The following is a 17,548-nucleotide window of genomic DNA, read 5'->3' as shown; positions in this document are numbered from 1 at the left end:
CTTGTCCAAAAACCGGTTCCGGCCTTTTTAGGACCATGCTCTTTGCAGCGCTTCGTCCGTAGGACGATCAGCGCCGTGGAAATCCTACACCGACCCCTGATGATAGTGCCGAATTCCTAGCGAAACGTTCTGGGGACGGTTGGCGCGGAGAATAATTCAAATTGTAGAAAGCGTCGATGCCCTGACGCCGTTCCTCGCCCCCGCGGAGGCGGGGGAGAGGTGGCTCGGCGAAGCCGAGACGGAGAGGGGGAATGGCGCGGAGCTGAATATCTTTTGGCGCCTCGATCACATACGTTGGCGCTGCCCCCTCTCCGGCCGCTACGCGGCCAACTCTCCCCCACTTTGTGGGGGCGAGGAACTAGCGCTCAAACACAGGCAAATCCCGCGCCGCCTCGTCGATCTCCGCCCAGGGATCGCCGGATGTCTCCAACAGCCCCGGCAGCGAGGCGTAATTCAGGTCCTCCGGCGCGTCGATCGTCTCCAGGTCGGTCCAACTCACCGGCGTCGAGGCCGGCAGATTGGTGCGGGCGCGCAGCGAATAGGGGGCGGCTGAAGTGTGGCCGCGCGCGTTGCGGTGGAAGTCGATGAAGATGCGCTTCTTGCGGTTTTCCTTGCCCATCGTGGTGGTGAAGGTGTCGGGCGCGCTTGCCGCCAGCAAAGTCGAAATCGCGCTCGAAGCCTGGTGCAGCTTCTTCCAGTTCTGCTTGCGCGTCACCGGTACGGTGATGTGGATGCCCTTGCCGCCGGAGGTTTTGGCGAATGGGACCAGTCCCAGGCTCTCCAGCCCGGCCTTGATGTGGACCGCGGCTTCAACCACCTCGCGCCAGGAAATCCCTTCGCCCGGGTCGAGATCGAAGACGATCTGGTCGGGCTTGTCGAGTTTTGACCGGTGCGTGCCCCAGGTATGGAATTCCACCACGCCGAATTGCGCCAGCGCCAGATAGCCCTTGGCGTCCTCGACCGAGAGATAGGTTTTTGTCTCGCCTTCCGAATTGATCGACTCGAACACGGCAACCGAAGGCGGCATGCCGGTGAAGGCGTGGCGCTGGAAGAAGCAGTCCTGCGGCTTGCCGGTCGGGCAGCGCACCAGCGACACCGGTCGGCCGATGATATGCGGCAGCATGAAATCGCCGACCAGCGCGTAATACACCGCGATGTCGAGTTTTGTTGGCCCGGTCCTACCGAATAGCCGCCGCTCCGGATTGGTGACCCAGATGGTGGCGAGGTCGGATTCGGCGATCAGCCGTTTTCGCTTGACCGGCACCGGCGTGGTCAGCCCGCCGATATCGCGCAACCCGCGGAAGACGCCGTGCCGGATCGCATTATCGGCGGTGCGGTTCGAATAGCGGACGCGTGCCGACAGCAGCGGCTTCACCCAATGCATCTCGCGCATGATCTCGCGCGGCACGCCTTCGGGCGGGGTCGCGCCGGCGGTCAGCCGCTCCAGACGGGCGAGCAGGTCCGTCGCCATGTCTGCGTCGAAACCGGTGCCGACCTTGCCGCGATAGTGCAGTTCACCATTTTCGAACTCAGCCATGCCGAGCGCCGCCAGCCCTTCCGCCTGGTCGGAAACGGTATAGCCGGCGATGACGAAATCGTCCGTCTTCTGTGCCTTGGCCTTGGTCCAGTTCTTGGTGCGGCCGCTCTGGTAGATTGCATCGGCGCGCTTGGAGACGACACCTTCCAGCCCAAGGTCCGAAGCCTGATCGTACAGGCCCTGGCCGTCGCCCTCGACATGGTCGCTGTACTGGATGGCGGAATTGGCGGGCTGACCGGCGAGCAGCTCGGCGAGCAGGGCTTTGCGCTTCTGCAGCGGCACCTTGCGCAGATCCCAGCCGTCGAGATGGAGCAGGTCGAAGGCGTAGAAATGCAATTTGGAGCCGGCGCCCTCGGCCAGCGCGTCCTGCAGCAGCGCGAAGCGCGAGATGCCCTTGTCGTCGAGCACCATGATCTCGCCGTCGATGATCGCTTGGGCGATCGGCAGCCGCGAAAAGGCCTGCGGCAGATCGCCATAGCGTTTCGTCCAGTCGATGCCGCCGCGGGTGATCAACCGCACCTCGCCGCCCACGACATGCGCCATGGTGCGGTAGCCGTCGAACTTTATCTCATGCAACCAGAGCTCGCCCGTGTCCTCGGCAACGCTCGTGCCGCCCGGCGGCTTCGGCACCTGGCTGGCGAGTTGCGGCTCGATGCGGGCGGGTGGCTCAGCCCTAATTGCGCCGGGCAGCACGCCCGGTTTGAGCGAGCCGGCTTTCGGCGGCAGGCGCTCGCGCTTCCTCGGCGGCGCCGCCAGTTCCTCGATGCGGCGGCCGGTCTTCACGCTTTCCGGGCGCGCCTCGAGAATGTCGAGCTTTGTATCGGAGGCGAGGTCGCGCTCTTTGAAGAGCAGCCAGTTCTTCTTGTTCTCATCCTCGCCCGGCTTCGGCTTCAGCCGGGTCAGCATCCAGCCCCCATTGAGTTTTTGCCCGGCCAGCCGGAACTTGAACGCGCCGGTTCTGAGGCTTTTCTCGACATCCTCCATCGGCGCCCAGGTACCGGTGTCCCAAACGATCATCGGCCCGCCGCCATATTCGCCCTCGGGGATGACGCCCTCGAAATCGATATATTCGATCGGATGGTCCTCGGTCTCGACGGCGAGGCGCTTGTCGGCCGGATTGAGCGAGGGCCCGCGCGGCACCGCCCAGCTTTTGAGCACGCCGCCGACTTCCAGGCGCAGATCGTAATGGTCGGCGGTGGCGTGGTGCTTGTGAACGACAAAGCGGTTGCCGGCACCGGCGGACAGGGTGCCTGCCGGTTCGGGGGTGCGGGAGAATTCGCGCTTCGCGCGGTAGGGTTTGAGATTGGCGGGCATGAGTCAGACGCCGAGGCGCAGAGCGGACAGTGGCAACCGCCTCGTTCCTTCGCGCCCCCCTCTGTCCTGCCGGACATCTCCCCCTCCAGGGAGATTAGCAGACCGCGCGTTCGCGCTTCCCTTACAACGTCGGCGATTGGCGAAAGCCGGCGTGACAGCCAATCTCCCCCCTAGAGGGGGAGATGTCCGGCAGGACAGAGGGGGGTGCTGTCCCGCCAGCATCTCGGATTTTTCTACATCGATGCGGAGCAAGGGAGCGGGATCAATCGTCGGCGGCCGGCGTCAGCTCCAGCTCCGCCGGCGTCAGCCCTTGCCTCAGTTGCGAAAGCCGGAACTCGTCGACCCAGTAGGCCTCGCCGTCGACCAGCACGCGGGCGCTGTAGGAGCCGCCGGAGAAGCGCTGCGCGGTGACATAGACCTTGTGGCGCTCAAGCGCGGTCTTCACCGCGGCGCGGCGGGACTTTTCTCTGGCAACGGGACTGGCCATGGCCTCACTCGAGCACGCTGCCGCTCCGATAGCGGCTGCCCATAAGGATGGCGGAGAGCGGGATGTGAGTCAATTTGCCGGGTGAAGGCGGCCCATTCACCGCCCCGCACGCAGCCGCCGCCAGCGCTGCATCGCCTCCTGCGCGACCTTGAACAGGCGCGGGTTGGCGCGCACGAAAGCCACGCCCCAGCCACGGTATTTGATGGCCTCGCTCGCCGCCATGCCCTTCGGCGTGATGCCGTAGCAAAGTTCGGACAGAACCGACTTCACTGCGCCCATATGTTCCTTGTAGCTCTGGTTGCCGACCGACAGGTCGAAATAGTCGAACCCCTGCCCGCGCCCCCATCTGATCAGCTCGCCCATGATGCAAAGTCCCGGCGAGACATTGGGAACCGCACCCTGGTCGATCGCGACCAGCAGCGCGTGCAGGGTGCCCAGATGGACCGCCAGATATTGGACCGCGACCGTCACGTCGCCAGCGCGCAGGCCAAAGATCCGCACCGAACCGTCGGTCAGGCCGCGATGCGCGGCCTTGCGGTAGAAATCGACGACCGGCGGCTGCGCCAGCAGATCGAAGCGGCCGAGCTCGCGAAAACGGCTGAGCCGCATCTCGACCAGCTTGTCGAAGGTGGAATCCACCAGGGTTGGCGTGTCGGCCTCGACCAGGGCCAGGCCGCCATTGCGATCGAGCCGGCGCAGGTCCTTGTTGAGCGCCTTGACGAAGGACGGGCGACAGATGCGCTTGACGACGGTTTCGGCATCGCCATCCATGGCGATGCCGTAGTGGGAATGTATGGAATCGCGCGCCGGAGAAAGCAGCGCCAGGGGATTGGCGATGCCGCCGATCTGTTTCGGGATACCGACGATGTGGATGCGGTCGGCCGGCGGCAGCACGGCAAGCACCGCCGCCCATGCGGCCTCGGCTGATTGCCTGGTCCAGGGCGTCGCGTCGGCGAGCAACGGCGCGGAATAATCGCACACCCCGCAGCTCAGCCACTCGATCACCCAATGCTGGAATGCGCGGCGCCGCATCAACGGCACCAGCGTCCTCGGCTCGCCCGTAGCGGCGTCCCTCACCTCGACGATGGCGAGATCGGCTTTTGGCGGCACAAGCCCTTCGACGATCCCTTCGGCCCAGGCAAAATGCTGGTGGCCGGTGCACACGCCCTCTGTCTCGAGACGCCGCCAGAGCGGTTTGACCGCTTCGAGGCTGGTGTGCAGCTGCGCCACATAAGCGCCGCCGGTGGCGTGCACTGCAGCCTCGTCACCGGCCAAGCCGGTCGTCATCGCGGCCATCGGCATTGCCTGGCTTGCCACATCATTCTCCTATCGTCTCTGCACTGCCAGCGTGGCCGCGCGGCGCCAGGCGCCGAACACGCTGGGGCGCTGCTCGTTCGGGTGCTTGGAGTTCCACATACGGTGAGCAGCGAAATACCATGAGGCCACTAGCACGAAGATCTCGGAGACCGCGGCTCCGGCCAGCGACCATGTCGACGGGGCGACGGCCAACAGAATCCCAATCGCCGCCAGCCCGATAATCGCGCCGGCCATGGTGATGAAGGCGACGATGCGGAAATCGCCAAGGATCTCGAGGACCACGCGCGGCATGATATAGGCCATGATCGGCACGAAGTTGGCGATGGCGAAAAGCCCGATCAACCCGACCGAGGCATGCTGCAGCGCCTGGGATTTAATCATCGGCAGGATGAACAGGATGCCGCAACCATAGGCCAGGCTGCCGAGCCCCATGACGAGCGCCCAGATCTTGGCCTGCGTCCACACGCGGTCGAACTCCTTGTTGCGCACCAGCTTTGCGAGTTCCGGCTGGGTCATGTTGGAGAAGGCAAGGCTGGAGATGCGCAGCGGCGCAAACAGCACCAGCACCGCCGCCAGCGGCGCATAGGCCGCGGGTCCGGCGATGCCGGCGACCAGCAGGGCCAGGCATTGTCCCTGGATGTTGGTGGTTGTGGCGCTGAACCCCGACCAGCGAAGCTGCGGCCAGAGCTTTGCATAGCGCCGCAAGGTCGGCGCACGAAAGGAGATACGCAGCCTGCGGCGCGCCAGTCTCACCAGCACGGCGATGCCGACCACATTGGCCACGGCAAGCGCATAGAAGGTGACCTGAAGCGCGTCCGCAAAGAACCAGATCGCCGCTCCTGCGAGCACTATGCCCGCGATCGTGAACGCGGCGTCGCTGATGGAGACGACGAGCTGCATGCGGCGCGCGAAGAAGGCGGTGCGCATATGGCTGCGCAGCGACCAGGCCCCGACGAAGCAGGCGGCGCCGATGCCGCTCGGGTCGCCCAGGAGGCGCATCAGCAGCCCGGTGCCCAATCCCATCAGCAGCGCCACCACAAGCGCCGCCGATCCGAAGGTCACGTCGTAGGCGTCGACGCCGGCGCTGTTGGCGCTTTTGCTCATCCATATGGTGGCGGGAACGGCGGTGAGCGAGCGGATATAGGACAAGCCGACGCCGCCCATCACCATGGCCAGCGCGAAGAGCCCATAACCTTCGGCCGACAAAAGATGCAGCAGCGCGATGTTCAGGGCGAAATGGAAACCGCTCTGCATCGCCTCGCCGCCGATCATCAATATGAGGCGCCGCACCAGATGGGCCGGGAAGGTGAACTTCACGGGCTCGTCTCCGCCTCGCGGGCGACACGCGCCCGCCCCTGCCGCGGCGGCGTCGCCTTCAGCTTGTCGGCCACGATCGCCACGATCGCGGCGGCGGCGATCGGCTCGCTGAAGAGCGCCTCGTAGCGCGCGCGACCGGCAGCGGCGAAGCCGCGCCACAGATCCGGCCGCAGGATGATCTCGCTGAGCTTGCCGGCGAGGGCGGCCGCGTCGCCCGGCGGCACATGCCAGCCGGTCTCGCCGTCGGCCACCACTTCCACCAGTCCGCCGATCGCCGAGACCAGCGGCGGCCGTCCCCAGCCCATCGCCTCGATGGCCACGCGGCCGAGCGATTCCGGGCGGCGCGACGGCACCGCGACGATGTCGGCCCAGCGATAATGGTTAGTTGGGTCGGAGACGAAAGGCAGCACCTCGACATGCCCTGTCAGGCCCATGCGCCCAACCAACTCGGCCAACGCCTGCTCGCGCTCGACGCTTTCGAAGGCGCCACCGACGAGGCGGACCTCGACACGGTCGCGCAACTCGGCGGGGAGCGAGGCGACGGCTTCGAGCAGCACCTCCTGCCCCTTTATGCGGTTGACGCGGCCAAGCAGCAGGACCTTGAGCGGCCGGTTGCCGTCATAAGTCATCGGCAGTGCCGCGACGGGACCGGCAACGCCGTTATAGACGACATGCGTGCGCCGCCCCTTGGCATCGAGGGCCGGCGGATCGCCGAAGGTGGCGCGCGTTGCGCGCGAGTTGAAGATGAGATCCGCCTTGCTCCAGCGCATCAGCGCGACAAGCACCTTGCGCAGGATGCCCTCGGGAATCTCATGGATGTGCAGCAGCGCCTTGCGCGGCAGGAGACGCGCGGCCAGCGCATAGTCGGCGATGATCGAGGTGTTGATGTAGGTCAGGTCGCTGCCCCGCATGCGCCGCCAGGCGCGCCAGAGCGCCGTCGGCAACCGCGCCATCTCGACGGTGGCGAGCTTGAGCATCGCCTGGCGCCTGAGCACCCAGAGCGGCTCGAACACGATGCGGCTGGCATGCGGCTTGAGGATATCGACAATCGGTCCCTCGCGCGGCAGCACGACCTCGATCTCGGCGGCCGGAAACGCGGCGCGCAGCGCAGCCACGCTCTCCGCGAAGCTGCGGTCCGAACCATAGAGCTCGTAGCCCTGATGAACGCAGGCTATGCGCATTGCTATCTTTCCACCTTGCACCCCGAGTCCGCTCAGCACCGGACCTTTCAAAGCGCGGAAGGAACTTCATGCCAAATCCGCACGCCGCTCTACCCGGCGATGGCCACTGCAGGCCGGGAGCAAGGATCATGCCGGGTCTCGAATGTCCGGCCGCGACCCACGAACCCCAGCCGTGCCCCATATCGATACAGATACGTCGCGAAAGTTGACCGATGATGAAGCAAGCTATGTAGCTTGAAGAGAAATTTTACACCTTCATGTGAATATTCGCCCTGGGGGTACCCTGGCACGGAAGTTGCTGGGCGTGTCATTGCCGTAACAACAACTATGACCGGACCCTGGGGATTCCTTTATTTTGAAACCGGAACGACCTTCCACCCTGATCGAAAAGCCTTCGATCCTGATCCTGGGGACGCGCGGCATTCCGGCTTCTCACGGCGGCTTCGAGACTTTCGCTGAGCGCCTGGCGCTCTTCCTGGCCGGACGCGGCTGGAAGGTCGGCGTCTACTGCCAGAAGGAGGTCGAGCGCGTCGGGCAAAGGGTGACGAGCGAGACCTGGCGCGGCATCGAGCTCATCACCATCGAGGTCGCCTCCAAGGGTCCCCGCGCGACACTGGAATTCGATTGGCAATGCGTGCTCGACGCCGCCAGGCGGCCGGGCGTGTGCCTGGTGCTCGGCTACAATGGCGCGGTGTTCCTGACCTGGCTCAGGCTCATGCGGCGCAAGATCTTCACCAATATGGACGGCATCGAGTGGCGGCGGCCGAAATGGGGGCCGGCGGCGCGCAGTTGGTTCTGGCTCAACGAATGGATCGGCGCCTGGCTCTCGCATCGGCTCATCGCCGACCACCCGGCGATCGCCGACCATCTGGCAACAAGGCGGCCGCGCGGCGCCATCGTCACGATCGCCTATGGCGCGGACCCGGTGACCTCAGCGCCGGAAGAACCCGTTCGCGCGCTCGGGCTCGAACCCGGTAAATACCTGATCTCGATCGCGCGGATCGAACCCGACAACAACATCCTGCCGATCATCGAAGCCTTCCGCAGCCGCGATCGCGGCGACATGAAGCTGGTGGTGCTCGGCACGCTCAACGACGACATTCCCTACCACTGCGCCGTGCGCGCGGCGGCAGGGACCACGGTGATCATGCCCGGCGCGATCTACGATCAGGCGACAGTGAAGGCGCTGCGCTACCACGCGCGCTCCTATATGCACGGCCACACCGTGGGCGGCACCAACCCCTCGCTGGTCGAGGCGCTTGCCGCCGGCAACATGGTGATCGCGCATGATAACCGCTATAATCGCTGGGTCGCCGGCGAGGCGGCGATTTACTTCAGTGATACCGACAGCCTGAGCCAGCGGATCGACGAGGCGCTGGCCGACGACGCGCTGGTGGCGCGCTGCAGCAAGGCGGCGCGAACGCGGGCCCGCGAGGCTTTCCGCTGGGAAGACGTGCTCATTGCCTACGAGAAGGAAGCGCTGCGGCAACTCGGCGTCACCACCGCCGCGCCGGCGAAAGCCGACCGCGCCAAGCACGCATGACCGGCTGGTCGCGCCGCCGGCTCCTCGGCGCGGCGCTGGTCGCGGCAATAGCGCCGCTGGCGAGCGCGCTTCCGCCAATGTCATCTCCAGCGCGTGCCGCTGGCGCATGGCCTTTCAGGCGCGGCGTCAATACCTGGCCCTGGTTTGCGCTGACGCGCGAATTTCCTGCCCCCCGCGCCGACTATGACTGGCCGCCTTTCCAGTCGCAGCGGCCGGTGCCGACGCCGGCCGACCTTGCCCGCCTGCGCGCCAGCGGGCTCGACTTCATCCGCCTGCCTGTCGATCCGGGGCCGTTCCTGGCCGCCGACGCGGGCCAGCGCGCCGACCTCATAGCAATGCTGAGCGCGGCGGTCGAGGCAGCGCTCAGCGCCGATCTCGGCGTCATCGTCAATATACAGGCTAACGGCGCCACACATTACTGGAATCCCGATCGCATGTATTCCAGCACCGGCGCGCCGGAATTCGCGCGCTACCGGGTCTTCGTCGGCGAGGTTGCCGGCATGCTGGCGGACATGGCGCCCGGCAGGATAGCGCTGGAGCCGATCAACGAGCCGCCGCAGGATTGCTCCTCCGGGCTGTGGCCCAAGGTGCAGGCGGCTCTGCTGAGCGCGGCTCGGGTCTCGGCGCGCAACCTGCCGCTGCTCGCCACCGGCGGCTGCGGCTCGATGGTGCGGGGCCTCGCCGCGCTCGATCCGGCGCCGCTGGCGGCCTTCGAGCCGATCCTGTTCACGTTCCACTTCTACGAGCCCTACCTGTTCAGCCATCAAGGCGCGCCGTGGATGCGCGAGCCGGTCTACCGGGCGCTGAACAATGTGCCGTGGCCAGCCTCCGCCGGGACGCTGGAAAGAACGCTGGCCTCTGTCAGGACAAGGATGGCGCAGGATTCCGAGAGGTCCAACGAAGCCAAGAAGGCCGCCTATGCCGAGACAGAGAAGGTGTTAAAGGTCTATTTCGATGCGCAGCCCGACCGCCGCTTCATCGACCGCTACCTCAAGCAGGTGAGTGACTGGGCGCAGACCCATCGCATCGCGCGCGAGCGCATCATCATGGGCGAGTTCGGCGCGTTGCGAACCGATGCACGATACACAGCCGCGCCCAACCCGGACCGCGCCCGCTACATCGGCGATGTCCGGCAGAGCGCCGAGGCATTCGGCTTTCCCTGGGCATTCTGGGACCTGTTCGACGGCATGGGCATGATGGACGACACCACGCGCGCGCTCGATCCCGCGATGGTCGAGGCGCTCGGGCTGAGGATGCCGCGCGCTTGACTTGCTGAATCACCAAACCGCGCTAAGGGTTTGGTTTCCATCTGGCGGCGAATGCATAGCGAGACTCGCCGCGTTCCTTCGCCTGCGTCCTTTGACGCGCAACAGGCCTCGCCGGCCGATAAAGCGCCAGCGCGATGACCACGAATTTGGTCATCAGCGTCGTCTTGGAGGCGATGCTTTCGGAGGTGTTGAGCAGGATGAGCCAACCCAGCATCGGCAGCCAGATGCCCGAATGGCAGCGGCGCGCGACCTCGTGCATGAACAGCGCGAAGCCGAAGAAGATCAAAAGCGTGAAGAACGCTCCCTGGTAGAGCGTCAGGCGCAGGATCGGGTTCTCGATGCCTTGCTCAAGGCCGGTGATGCGGCGCATGCTGTCGAGCAGGTCGACATCGGGCCCGACGATCAGGTCGCGCAATTCCAGATGCCTGAAGAGATCGAACATCTCGACGCGGGCGTTGGCGCTGCCGCTGTCGGAGACGAAACGTTCGAGCAGCGCGTCGAAGAAGCCGTAATAGCCGGCAAGCGCGATGGCCAGCGGCAGCAGCGCGGCGAGCATGATCGCCAGCGCGGCGCCCAAGAGGTTGACGCGTCCGGTGCTGAGCTGCGCCAGGCCCTGGATCAGCAAATAAACGCCGCTGAGCAGGATCGTCAGCACCATGCCCGAGCGGCCGCCGAAGGCGACCAGTGCGCAGAACTGCAGGCCGACAAGCGCGAGCCTCAGCGGCGTCGACAGGGAACGCGAGCCGGATAGCAGCGACAGCACATAGATCGAGGTGACCGTGGCATTGGAGAGCGGGTGCCCCTGCAGCGCGGTGGAGCGCAGATCGTTGACGAACACCGCGCCGTCGAACCTGTAGGGGAACACCAGATGTTTGGTGCCGAACTCGAACAGCGCCAGCAGCGCGTTCGCCGTCATGACGACATGGATGACCGCCTGCAGCCAGGCAAAGGTTTTCTCGTCATCCTCGCTCAGCAGCAGCACGATCAGCGCCGGGGCGACGAAAGTGTCGATCATGCCGGCCATGCCGGGGCGCTGCCTGAGGATGACGACGAAGAGAAGCACGGTCGAGATCACCGCCATCAGCATCGTGGCCGGCCGCCTGTTCGTGACATGGATCACATAGCCGACCGGATTGCCGAAGATGCAGGAGCGCCAGACGAAGACGAGCACGAAGAGATAGGTGGAAGGGTGGATCTTGCTCAGCGGACTGCCTTGCAAGCCGTCGTAATTATAGCCTGCGAGCCACAGCATGCCGCCGGAGACGGAAAACAGAAACAGCACCGCGATAGTCAGGCCAAGACGGGTCAGCGTGTCGACTGGGACAGTGCGCGGGCCCGCCATGCCATAGCCCGAAGCCGAAACAGGCCGGGCGGTACCAGCCAGGATCGAGGCCATGTCAGGCCGCCTCGTCGACCAGCATGGCGCCGGTCGGCAGCCGCCCCATGACGGAGACCGCTTCCGAGGTCGCGGCGACGTCGCGCATCGGCGTCGCATTCAGCCTGGCGACGAGTAGGATCTCGTCGGCCATGGCGACCAGCGGCAGGACGTTGAGGTCGTCCGCCAGAGCGCCGCCGTCGATGACGACGAGCTCGAAGCTGTGATTGGCCTCGGCCAACATCCGATGGGCGAAATAGAGCGCCTGCGCTTCCTGGAACACCGCGGTCGGCCGCCCCCGGCTGACCAGCGCCACGGAACTGCCCGGTGCATAGCGGCTGACCGCGTCGAGCGGATATTCGCCGCGCAGCACGTCGAGCACGCCGGGCTGCGGGTCCTTCTGGCCCTTGCCGGCATTGATGTCGATGAACAGCACGCGGCGCCCCCTGGCCGCCGCCGCGTTGGCGAGCTGCCATGCCACCCTCGACCGCTCAGCCTTATCCTCGGGCGGCGACGCCACCAGGATGGAGGGTACCAGCGGCCAGTCCGGCGGGCGCCTGGTGGCGGCGGCGATGCGCTGCAGCGCGAGCCCGGCCACGGCGTCGGTCTTCTGGGCGGCAGCGCCGGAGCGGCGGCGCCCCCTGCCCGGCAGAACGCCCAGCACCGGCGCCTCGATGGCCGACTGCATCTGGTTGGCTGACAACACGGTCGGCGAGAGATATTCGGCGATCAGCGCCATGCCGATGCCCAGCGCCAGCCCGCCGAAGATGGCGCCAAACACAAGCAACCCCTTCGGCGGCCAGCTCTTCTTCAGCGCCGGCATGGCTTCGGAGATGATGCGGGCATTGGTGCTGTTGACGTTGGTCTGCTCGCGCGTTTCCTGGGCCCGCTGCAGGTAATTGGCATAGACGGTGCGCACGGCGTCGAGATCGCGCTGCAGCTCGCGCAGCCTGACGGAGGCCTGGTCGGTGTCGAGCGACTTGCCTTTCAGGGACGCCACCTTGGCCTCCAGGGCCTTCTGGTTGGCCGACGCGCGCTCGTAATCGGTCTCGGCGGCAGTGACGAGGCGGCCGAGCTCACGCGAAATCAGCTTGCGCAGATCGCTGAGCTGCTGCTGCGCGGAGATCATCGAGGGATGGCGCGGCCCGAGCTCGGTGCCGAACTGCGATATCTGGTCGACCAGCGTCGCCTCCTGCGCCCTGAGGCTCGCAATGACCGGCGAGCGCATCGCCTCGGAGGTCGCGTCCGGCGCGCCGCCCTGCCGGCGCAGCTGGTCGACCTGCGCCTTGAGCTGCGCGGTACGGGTCTGGGCGGCTGTCAATTGCGTGTTGAGGTCGGTCAGTTCCTGATCGCTGACCAAATTGCCGGCCGCCATCACCATGTTGTGCTCGGCCTTGTAGGTCTCGACGGCGTTGGCAGCCTGCTCGACGCGCTTGCGCTGGTCTTCCAGCCGGGCGCTGATCGCGTCGGAGGCGTCGGCGGCGGCCTTCGAACGCGCTTCGGCCTGGTCGTCGAGATAGGCCTGCGCGATGGCGTTGGCGAGTTCGGCCGCTAGGTCGGCGCTCTTGGCCGTGATGATGATGTTGAGCACCAGCACCTTGTCGTCTCGCTTCACCGCCAGGCGGCGGCGCAGCGCGTCGAGCGTTTCAGCCGTCCTATCGCCGTCGCTGGCGCCGAAGAACATGCCCAGCCAGCCGCCGAGCCCGCCCTGCCCGTTGAAGTCCGGGTTCTCGGTCAGGTTGGTCGCCTTGATGGCGCGCAGCAGGACGCCGTTCGATTGCGCCACACTCACCTGGCTTTCGACCTGAGTGATGCCGCCATCGGGCGAGATGCGACTGGGATTGACATCGTTGGTGACGACCTGGAGGTCTTGCGGATCGATGATGATCTGCGCCGTCGAGGAATAAAGCGCCGGTGTCAGGAAGGCGTAGATCAGCGTCGCGATAGTGAGCAACGCGACGGTGGCGAAGATCAGCTTGCGGCGGCGCAGCAGGATGCGGCCGAGATCGCCAAGCTCGACCGTGGCAGGCGCGGGCGCAGGCGCGTGATAGGCCGGCGCCGGCGCGATCGCCTCCGGAGCGTTCTGCTGAGGCACCATGAGCAGGGGTGATTGCAAAGGTCGCTCCGAGAACGCTCCATCGGCCGGCAAACGAGAAATGCGGCGTTGGTCTAGCTATTCCCGGCAACGATTAAAACACTGTTAATTATGTTCATAAATTGAGGCCGCTCTGGCACGAAGTTTGCACCATCGCAGTAGAATCTAAGTGCAGCCTAAATTGGAGACATCGTGCGCATGCGGCGGGAATTTGATCTGGCCAGCCGGGTCGGCGGCACCGGATGTGCCCGGGGCTGGCGATGCGCCTGACCCTGCGCCTCGACGGCGATTGCGTGCGCGCTTTTCATGTGGCGCTGGCCGAGCGGTTGTCGCTGCTGCCCGGCGTGGAGCTTGCGGTCGACGGCCGTCCGGCGGCGGGCGGCGTGCCGCGCGCAGCCGAAGCGCTGTTCCAGCTTGAGACGCTGATCCATCGCCTGCCCGCCAATGGGACGGCCAGGCGTGTGCCCCTTTCGGCACTGGCCGGCCATGCGAGAGCGTCCGCGCCGGCCGACCTCACAATCGATCTCATCGGCGACGTCGAGCCGCAGGGCAGACGGGTCTGGCGGCTCGCCTATGATGGCGTCTGCGGCGAGGAGGCCCTCCTGGCGCTGATCCTTGCCGGCCGCACGCCGCTGGCCCGCCTGGAACAGAACGGCGCGACAGTCGCCGAGGGACGGCTCGGCACCGAATATCACGGGATCGCGCTGGCTTCCTTCCAGGACATGCTGGCGCGCAGCGCCAGCCTGATCGTCGCGGCGGTCAACGGCGCCACCCGCTCATCGCTTCCGGTGCTGCCCGAACCGCCATGCGAGACGGCGCCGCCAGCCATGCCGTCGGCCACGAAGCTCGGGGTGCGTGCGGCCAAGGCGACGGCACGCCGCATCATCCAGCAGATCTACCACCTGTGCTACAACGCCCCACATTGGCGGGTCGGCTGGCGCGAGACCGGCGGCAAGGATCTCTACGAACTGCGCGCCCATCCGCAATCCGGCTGGCGCGATTTGCCGGACGACGGCAGCCGCTTCTACGCCGACCCGTTTCCGGTGCTTTACCTCGGCCAGGTGACGCTGTTCGTCGAAGACTACATCCACCGCACCGGCAAGGCGATCCTGTCGGCAGTGGCGTTTGGCCCGTCCGGCCCGGTCGGCACTCCGAAGCCGGTTCTGGAGCTGCCCTACCATCTCTCCTACCCCTTCGTGTTCGAGCGCGACGGCCAGATGTGGATGGTGCCGGAAAGCTCCGCCAACCGGACCGTCGACCTCTACCGCGCCACCGCCTTCCCGGGCGGCTGGGTCAAGGAAGCGACGCTTCTGTCGGACATCATCGCCAGCGACGCCACGCTCACCGAGCATGACGGGCGCTGGTGGATGTTCGCCACGGTGCGCGACGGCGGCGGCGCCTTCTCGGACCAGCTGCATCTGTGGTCGGCGCCGGATTTCCGCGGGCCGTGGACGCCGCACCCGAAGAACCCCGTTATGATCGACATCGCCTCGGCGCGGCCGGCGGGCCGCATGGTCAGCCGCGGCGGCCAACTCCTTCGCCCGGTGCAGGACTGCCGCAGGAGCTATGGCGCCGCGCTCGGCATAGCGCGCGTCACTCAGCTTGACGAGAGCGGCTTTGGTCAGGTCGTCGAAACGATCCTCAACCCCGGTGCCGGCTGGGCCGGCCGCAAGCTGCACACGCTCAACGAGGCGGGCGGGCTGGAATTCATAGATGGTTCGGCAATGGCGCCCCGCTGGAAGCAGATCCAACGGCGCGACGTCATGCCTGCGGGCCGTGGAGACCACAAATGAGCATCATAGAAGACCGCGAAGCACCCGCCGTGCCGGCCGGCCAGGCCGAGGTCGAAGTGGCGATCGTCGGCGCGGGGCTCGCCGGAACCGTGCTGGCGCTGTCGCTCGCCAAGGCGGGCCGCAAGATCGCGCTGATCGATCCGCATCGTATCCACCATGACGAATTCCGGGCCGAGAAAACCCGGGCGGAGCAGATGGGACTATTCGAGAAACTCGGCCTCGGCCCGGTTTTCAGGTCTCTCGTCACCCCGATGACAGACATTCATGTCTTCCGCTTCGGCCAGCAGTTCGAGCGCAAGCAAAGCTGGGAGTACGCCTTTTCCTACACGCCGCTGGTCAACGGCCTGCGCGCGGCGCTGCCTCCGCAAGTGCCGCTGACGATCGGCAAGGTCGCGGACGTCTCGACGGGACCGGACCGGCAGCGGCTGGTGCTCACCGACGGCTCCGTGATCGATGCCCGACTGCTGGTCGTGGCCACCGGCTATAGCGAGGCGGTGCGGCGCGCGATCGGCGTCGAGCGCGTCGAGGAATCGAAGGCGCATTCGCTGACGTTGGGGTTCGATCTCGCGGTCACGCCGCAGGAATTCGGCTTGCCCTCCCTCACCTTCTACGGAAGGCGGATCGCCGATCGCATTGCCTTTCTTACCATCTTCCGGATCGGCGAGCGGATGCGCGCGAACATGTTCGTCTACCGGACCGTCGCCGATCCGTGGGTGCGGTCGTTCCGTGAGGATCCGCAAAGGATGCTCCTGGCGTTGATGCCGGAGATCGCGGCTCGATGCGGCAACTTCGTCGTCGCCAGCGAGGTCGAGGTGAGGCAGGTCGGCCTGACAACGACGCAGGGCCATCGGCGCGACGGTGTCGTCCTCATCGGCGATGCGTTCGCCACGACCTGCCCGGCGCAAGGCGATGGCATCCACCGGGTACTGACCGATGTCTATTGCCTCAGCTCGACGCATATCCCCGCCTGGCTCGAGACGCCCGGCATGGCGGCCGACAAGATCTGCGCCTTCTACGACGATCCTGCCAAGATCGCCGCCGACGCCAGGGCCATGCGCGCCAGCATCTATGCAAAGCGGATAACCACCGAGACGGGGCTTGAATGGCGGCTGCGCCGCCTGCGCAACAACACCGCGCGGCGCTTGATGATCTTTGCCCGTCGATTCCGCGAGGCGGGAAAATCGGGTGACGCCGGACCTGGCCCAGAGGGAACTGCTTTCGACCAAACCAGCAAGGCACCGGCCGGCCTGGGAACATGATCGTGAGCGATCTTACCAATCCGTAAGTCGCGGTCCCTGGCAAAGCCGGTTTAGATCGTGGCGAGCAGTGTCTCCTGCTCGGCGGGACAGCACGCCCGTCGCTCCAATGGCCCGCCGCCACCTTTATCGGTTCGGCGGCGGGCTATCGAATGGCGACTCTCACAAAGCGGATTATCCTACGAGGACCCGGTGAAGGTCGCGACCGGCAAAGCCAGCATGCGTTCCAGCGTCTACGCCAGGCGCATCGCCATGGAAACAGGGCTCGAATGGCGGCTGGGCGCGCCTGCGCAACAACACCGCGCGCCAGCTTGTGATTCTGGGCCGCAAGATAAGCCGTCGCGAAGAATTGCCGGCGCCGAGCGCGGCGTAAAGCGGAGATCCCAAGCGCGGATAGGCTGGCGGGACAGCCCCCCTCTGCCCTGCCGGGCATCTCCCCCGCAAGGGGGGAGATTGGCTGTACCCATCGCTTCGCCCTATCTTCAGACTCCAACAAGGATGGCGACCATGACCCGCATCCGGGCGATGACGAGAAACGACCTGGCCGATGTGTCGCGGCTGCTCGGCCAATCGTGGCGGCGGACCTATGCGCCGATCATGGGCGACGAGACCGTGGCCAGGCTCTCCGATGAAAGGCACGCGCCGGAAAGGCTCGCGGCTGAGCTCGATGACGAGGACAAGATGTCCTTCGTCGCCGAGCGCGCCGATGGCTCGATTGCCGGCTATGCGATGGCGGCAATGGACGGAAAAGGCGATGTGATGCTGCAGCGGCTCCACATCGAGCCGCAGGCGTTCGGCAGCGGCCTCGCGGTCGACCTGCTGCACGCTGTGCTTGCCGCCCATGCCGGCATCCCCAGCATCGCGCTGGAGGTGATAGAAGGCAACGACCGCGCGATCGCCTTCTACCGCAAGCACGGCTTCGAGGTGGTCGAACGCCGGGAAGCGGCCCACGGTGTCGGCGGTCACGCCTCGCTGATCATGCGCCGCATGCTGCCGATGGCTTAGAGCTTTGTTTTGCCGCAATTCCAGGCGGAAAACCGCTCACACTTTTCCTGGAATTGCTCT

The 17,548-nt window shown here is 66.1% G+C and carries 12 protein-coding genes; 5 read left to right on the top strand and 7 right to left on the bottom strand.

Annotation, left to right across the window (positions count from 1 at the left end):
- Nucleotides 1–358: 358 nt before the first annotated feature.
- The 5 genes from ligD to LB520_RS08970 form a co-directional block, all read right to left on the bottom strand.
- On the bottom strand, nucleotides 359–2,851 hold the full coding sequence (gene ligD / locus LB520_RS08990) for a DNA ligase D (protein WP_224637255.1): 2,493 nt from the start codon (nucleotides 2,849–2,851) through the stop codon (nucleotides 359–361).
- A 262-nt stretch (nucleotides 2,852–3,113) separates the two neighbouring features.
- Entirely contained in the window at nucleotides 3,114–3,338 is a 225-nt protein-coding gene (locus LB520_RS08985) for a hypothetical protein (RefSeq protein ID WP_027165877.1), read from the bottom strand.
- Between the two features lie 96 nt (nucleotides 3,339–3,434).
- Nucleotides 3,435–4,655: a GNAT family N-acetyltransferase gene (locus LB520_RS08980; protein WP_224637254.1), complete on the bottom strand. Its 1,221-nt coding sequence runs from the start codon at nucleotides 4,653–4,655 to the stop codon at nucleotides 3,435–3,437.
- A gap of 9 nt (nucleotides 4,656–4,664) precedes the next feature.
- Nucleotides 4,665–5,972: a hypothetical protein gene (locus tag LB520_RS08975; RefSeq protein ID WP_224637252.1), complete on the bottom strand. Its 1,308-nt coding sequence runs from the start codon at nucleotides 5,970–5,972 to the stop codon at nucleotides 4,665–4,667.
- A complete protein-coding gene (locus tag LB520_RS08970) occupies nucleotides 5,969–7,153 on the bottom strand; it encodes a glycosyltransferase family 4 protein (protein WP_224637251.1) in 1,185 nt (394 codons plus the stop codon). The genes LB520_RS08975 and LB520_RS08970 overlap by 4 nt, the downstream gene beginning before the upstream one ends.
- 355 nt (nucleotides 7,154–7,508) lie before the next feature.
- On the opposite strand from LB520_RS08970, the gene LB520_RS08965 reads away from it, so the two are divergent.
- Nucleotides 7,509–8,696 (top strand): DUF1972 domain-containing protein, encoded by a 1,188-nt coding sequence (locus LB520_RS08965; RefSeq protein WP_224637250.1) that lies wholly within the window; start codon nucleotides 7,509–7,511, stop codon nucleotides 8,694–8,696.
- Nucleotides 8,693–9,964: a glycoside hydrolase family 5 protein gene (locus LB520_RS08960; RefSeq protein WP_224637249.1), complete on the top strand. Its 1,272-nt coding sequence runs from the start codon at nucleotides 8,693–8,695 to the stop codon at nucleotides 9,962–9,964. Before LB520_RS08965 ends, LB520_RS08960 begins: the two co-directional genes overlap by 4 nt.
- Before the next feature lie 22 nt (nucleotides 9,965–9,986).
- On the opposite strand, the gene LB520_RS08955 is transcribed toward LB520_RS08960, so the two are convergent.
- Nucleotides 9,987–11,360, bottom strand: coding sequence for a VpsF family polysaccharide biosynthesis protein (locus LB520_RS08955; protein WP_224637248.1), 1,374 nt, complete (start codon nucleotides 11,358–11,360; stop codon nucleotides 9,987–9,989).
- Between the two features lies 1 nt (nucleotide 11,361).
- On the bottom strand, nucleotides 11,362–13,455 hold the full coding sequence (locus LB520_RS08950; protein ID WP_224637247.1) for a GumC family protein: 2,094 nt from the start codon (nucleotides 13,453–13,455) through the stop codon (nucleotides 11,362–11,364).
- A 239-nt stretch (nucleotides 13,456–13,694) separates the two neighbouring features.
- Between LB520_RS08950 and LB520_RS08945 the strand changes: the two genes are divergently transcribed.
- The 3 genes from LB520_RS08945 (at nucleotide 13,695) to LB520_RS08935 (ending at nucleotide 17,488) form a co-directional block, all read left to right on the top strand.
- A complete protein-coding gene (locus LB520_RS08945) occupies nucleotides 13,695–15,227 on the top strand; it encodes a formyl transferase (protein ID WP_224637246.1) in 1,533 nt (510 codons plus the stop codon).
- Nucleotides 15,224–16,486, top strand: a complete 1,263-nt coding sequence (locus tag LB520_RS08940) for an FAD-dependent oxidoreductase (RefSeq protein WP_224637245.1) — start codon at nucleotides 15,224–15,226, stop codon at nucleotides 16,484–16,486. Before LB520_RS08945 ends, LB520_RS08940 begins: the two co-directional genes overlap by 4 nt.
- Nucleotides 16,487–16,990: 504 nt before the next feature.
- Nucleotides 16,991–17,488, top strand: coding sequence for a GNAT family N-acetyltransferase (locus LB520_RS08935; RefSeq protein ID WP_095768490.1), 498 nt, complete (start codon nucleotides 16,991–16,993; stop codon nucleotides 17,486–17,488).
- Nucleotides 17,489–17,548: the final 60 nt, after the last annotated feature.

This window comes from Mesorhizobium sp. CA12, assembly GCF_020165255.1.
Taxonomy (GTDB): Bacteria; Pseudomonadota; Alphaproteobacteria; order Rhizobiales; family Rhizobiaceae; genus Mesorhizobium.
This window is presented reverse-complemented; position numbering and strand designations above follow the sequence as displayed.

Bases quoted from the DNA above. Each gene is read 5' to 3' on its own strand.
- LB520_RS08940 (WP_224637245.1), top strand. From the start codon at position 15,224: ATGAGCATCATAGAAGACCGCGAAGCACCCGCCGTGCCGGCCGGCCAG.
- ligD (WP_224637255.1), bottom strand. From the start codon at position 2,851: ATGCCCGCCAATCTCAAACCCTACCGCGCGAAGCGCGAATTCTCCCGC.
- LB520_RS08970 (WP_224637251.1), bottom strand. From the start codon at position 7,153: ATGCGCATAGCCTGCGTTCATCAGGGCTACGAGCTCTATGGTTCGGAC.
- LB520_RS08985 (WP_027165877.1), bottom strand. From the start codon at position 3,338: ATGGCCAGTCCCGTTGCCAGAGAAAAGTCCCGCCGCGCCGCGGTGAAG.
- LB520_RS08935 (WP_095768490.1), top strand. From the start codon at position 16,991: ATGACCCGCATCCGGGCGATGACGAGAAACGACCTGGCCGATGTGTCG.
- LB520_RS08945 (WP_224637246.1), top strand. From the start codon at position 13,695: ATGCGCCTGACCCTGCGCCTCGACGGCGATTGCGTGCGCGCTTTTCAT.
- LB520_RS08960 (WP_224637249.1), top strand. From the start codon at position 8,693: ATGACCGGCTGGTCGCGCCGCCGGCTCCTCGGCGCGGCGCTGGTCGCG.
- LB520_RS08955 (WP_224637248.1), bottom strand. From the start codon at position 11,360: ATGGCCTCGATCCTGGCTGGTACCGCCCGGCCTGTTTCGGCTTCGGGC.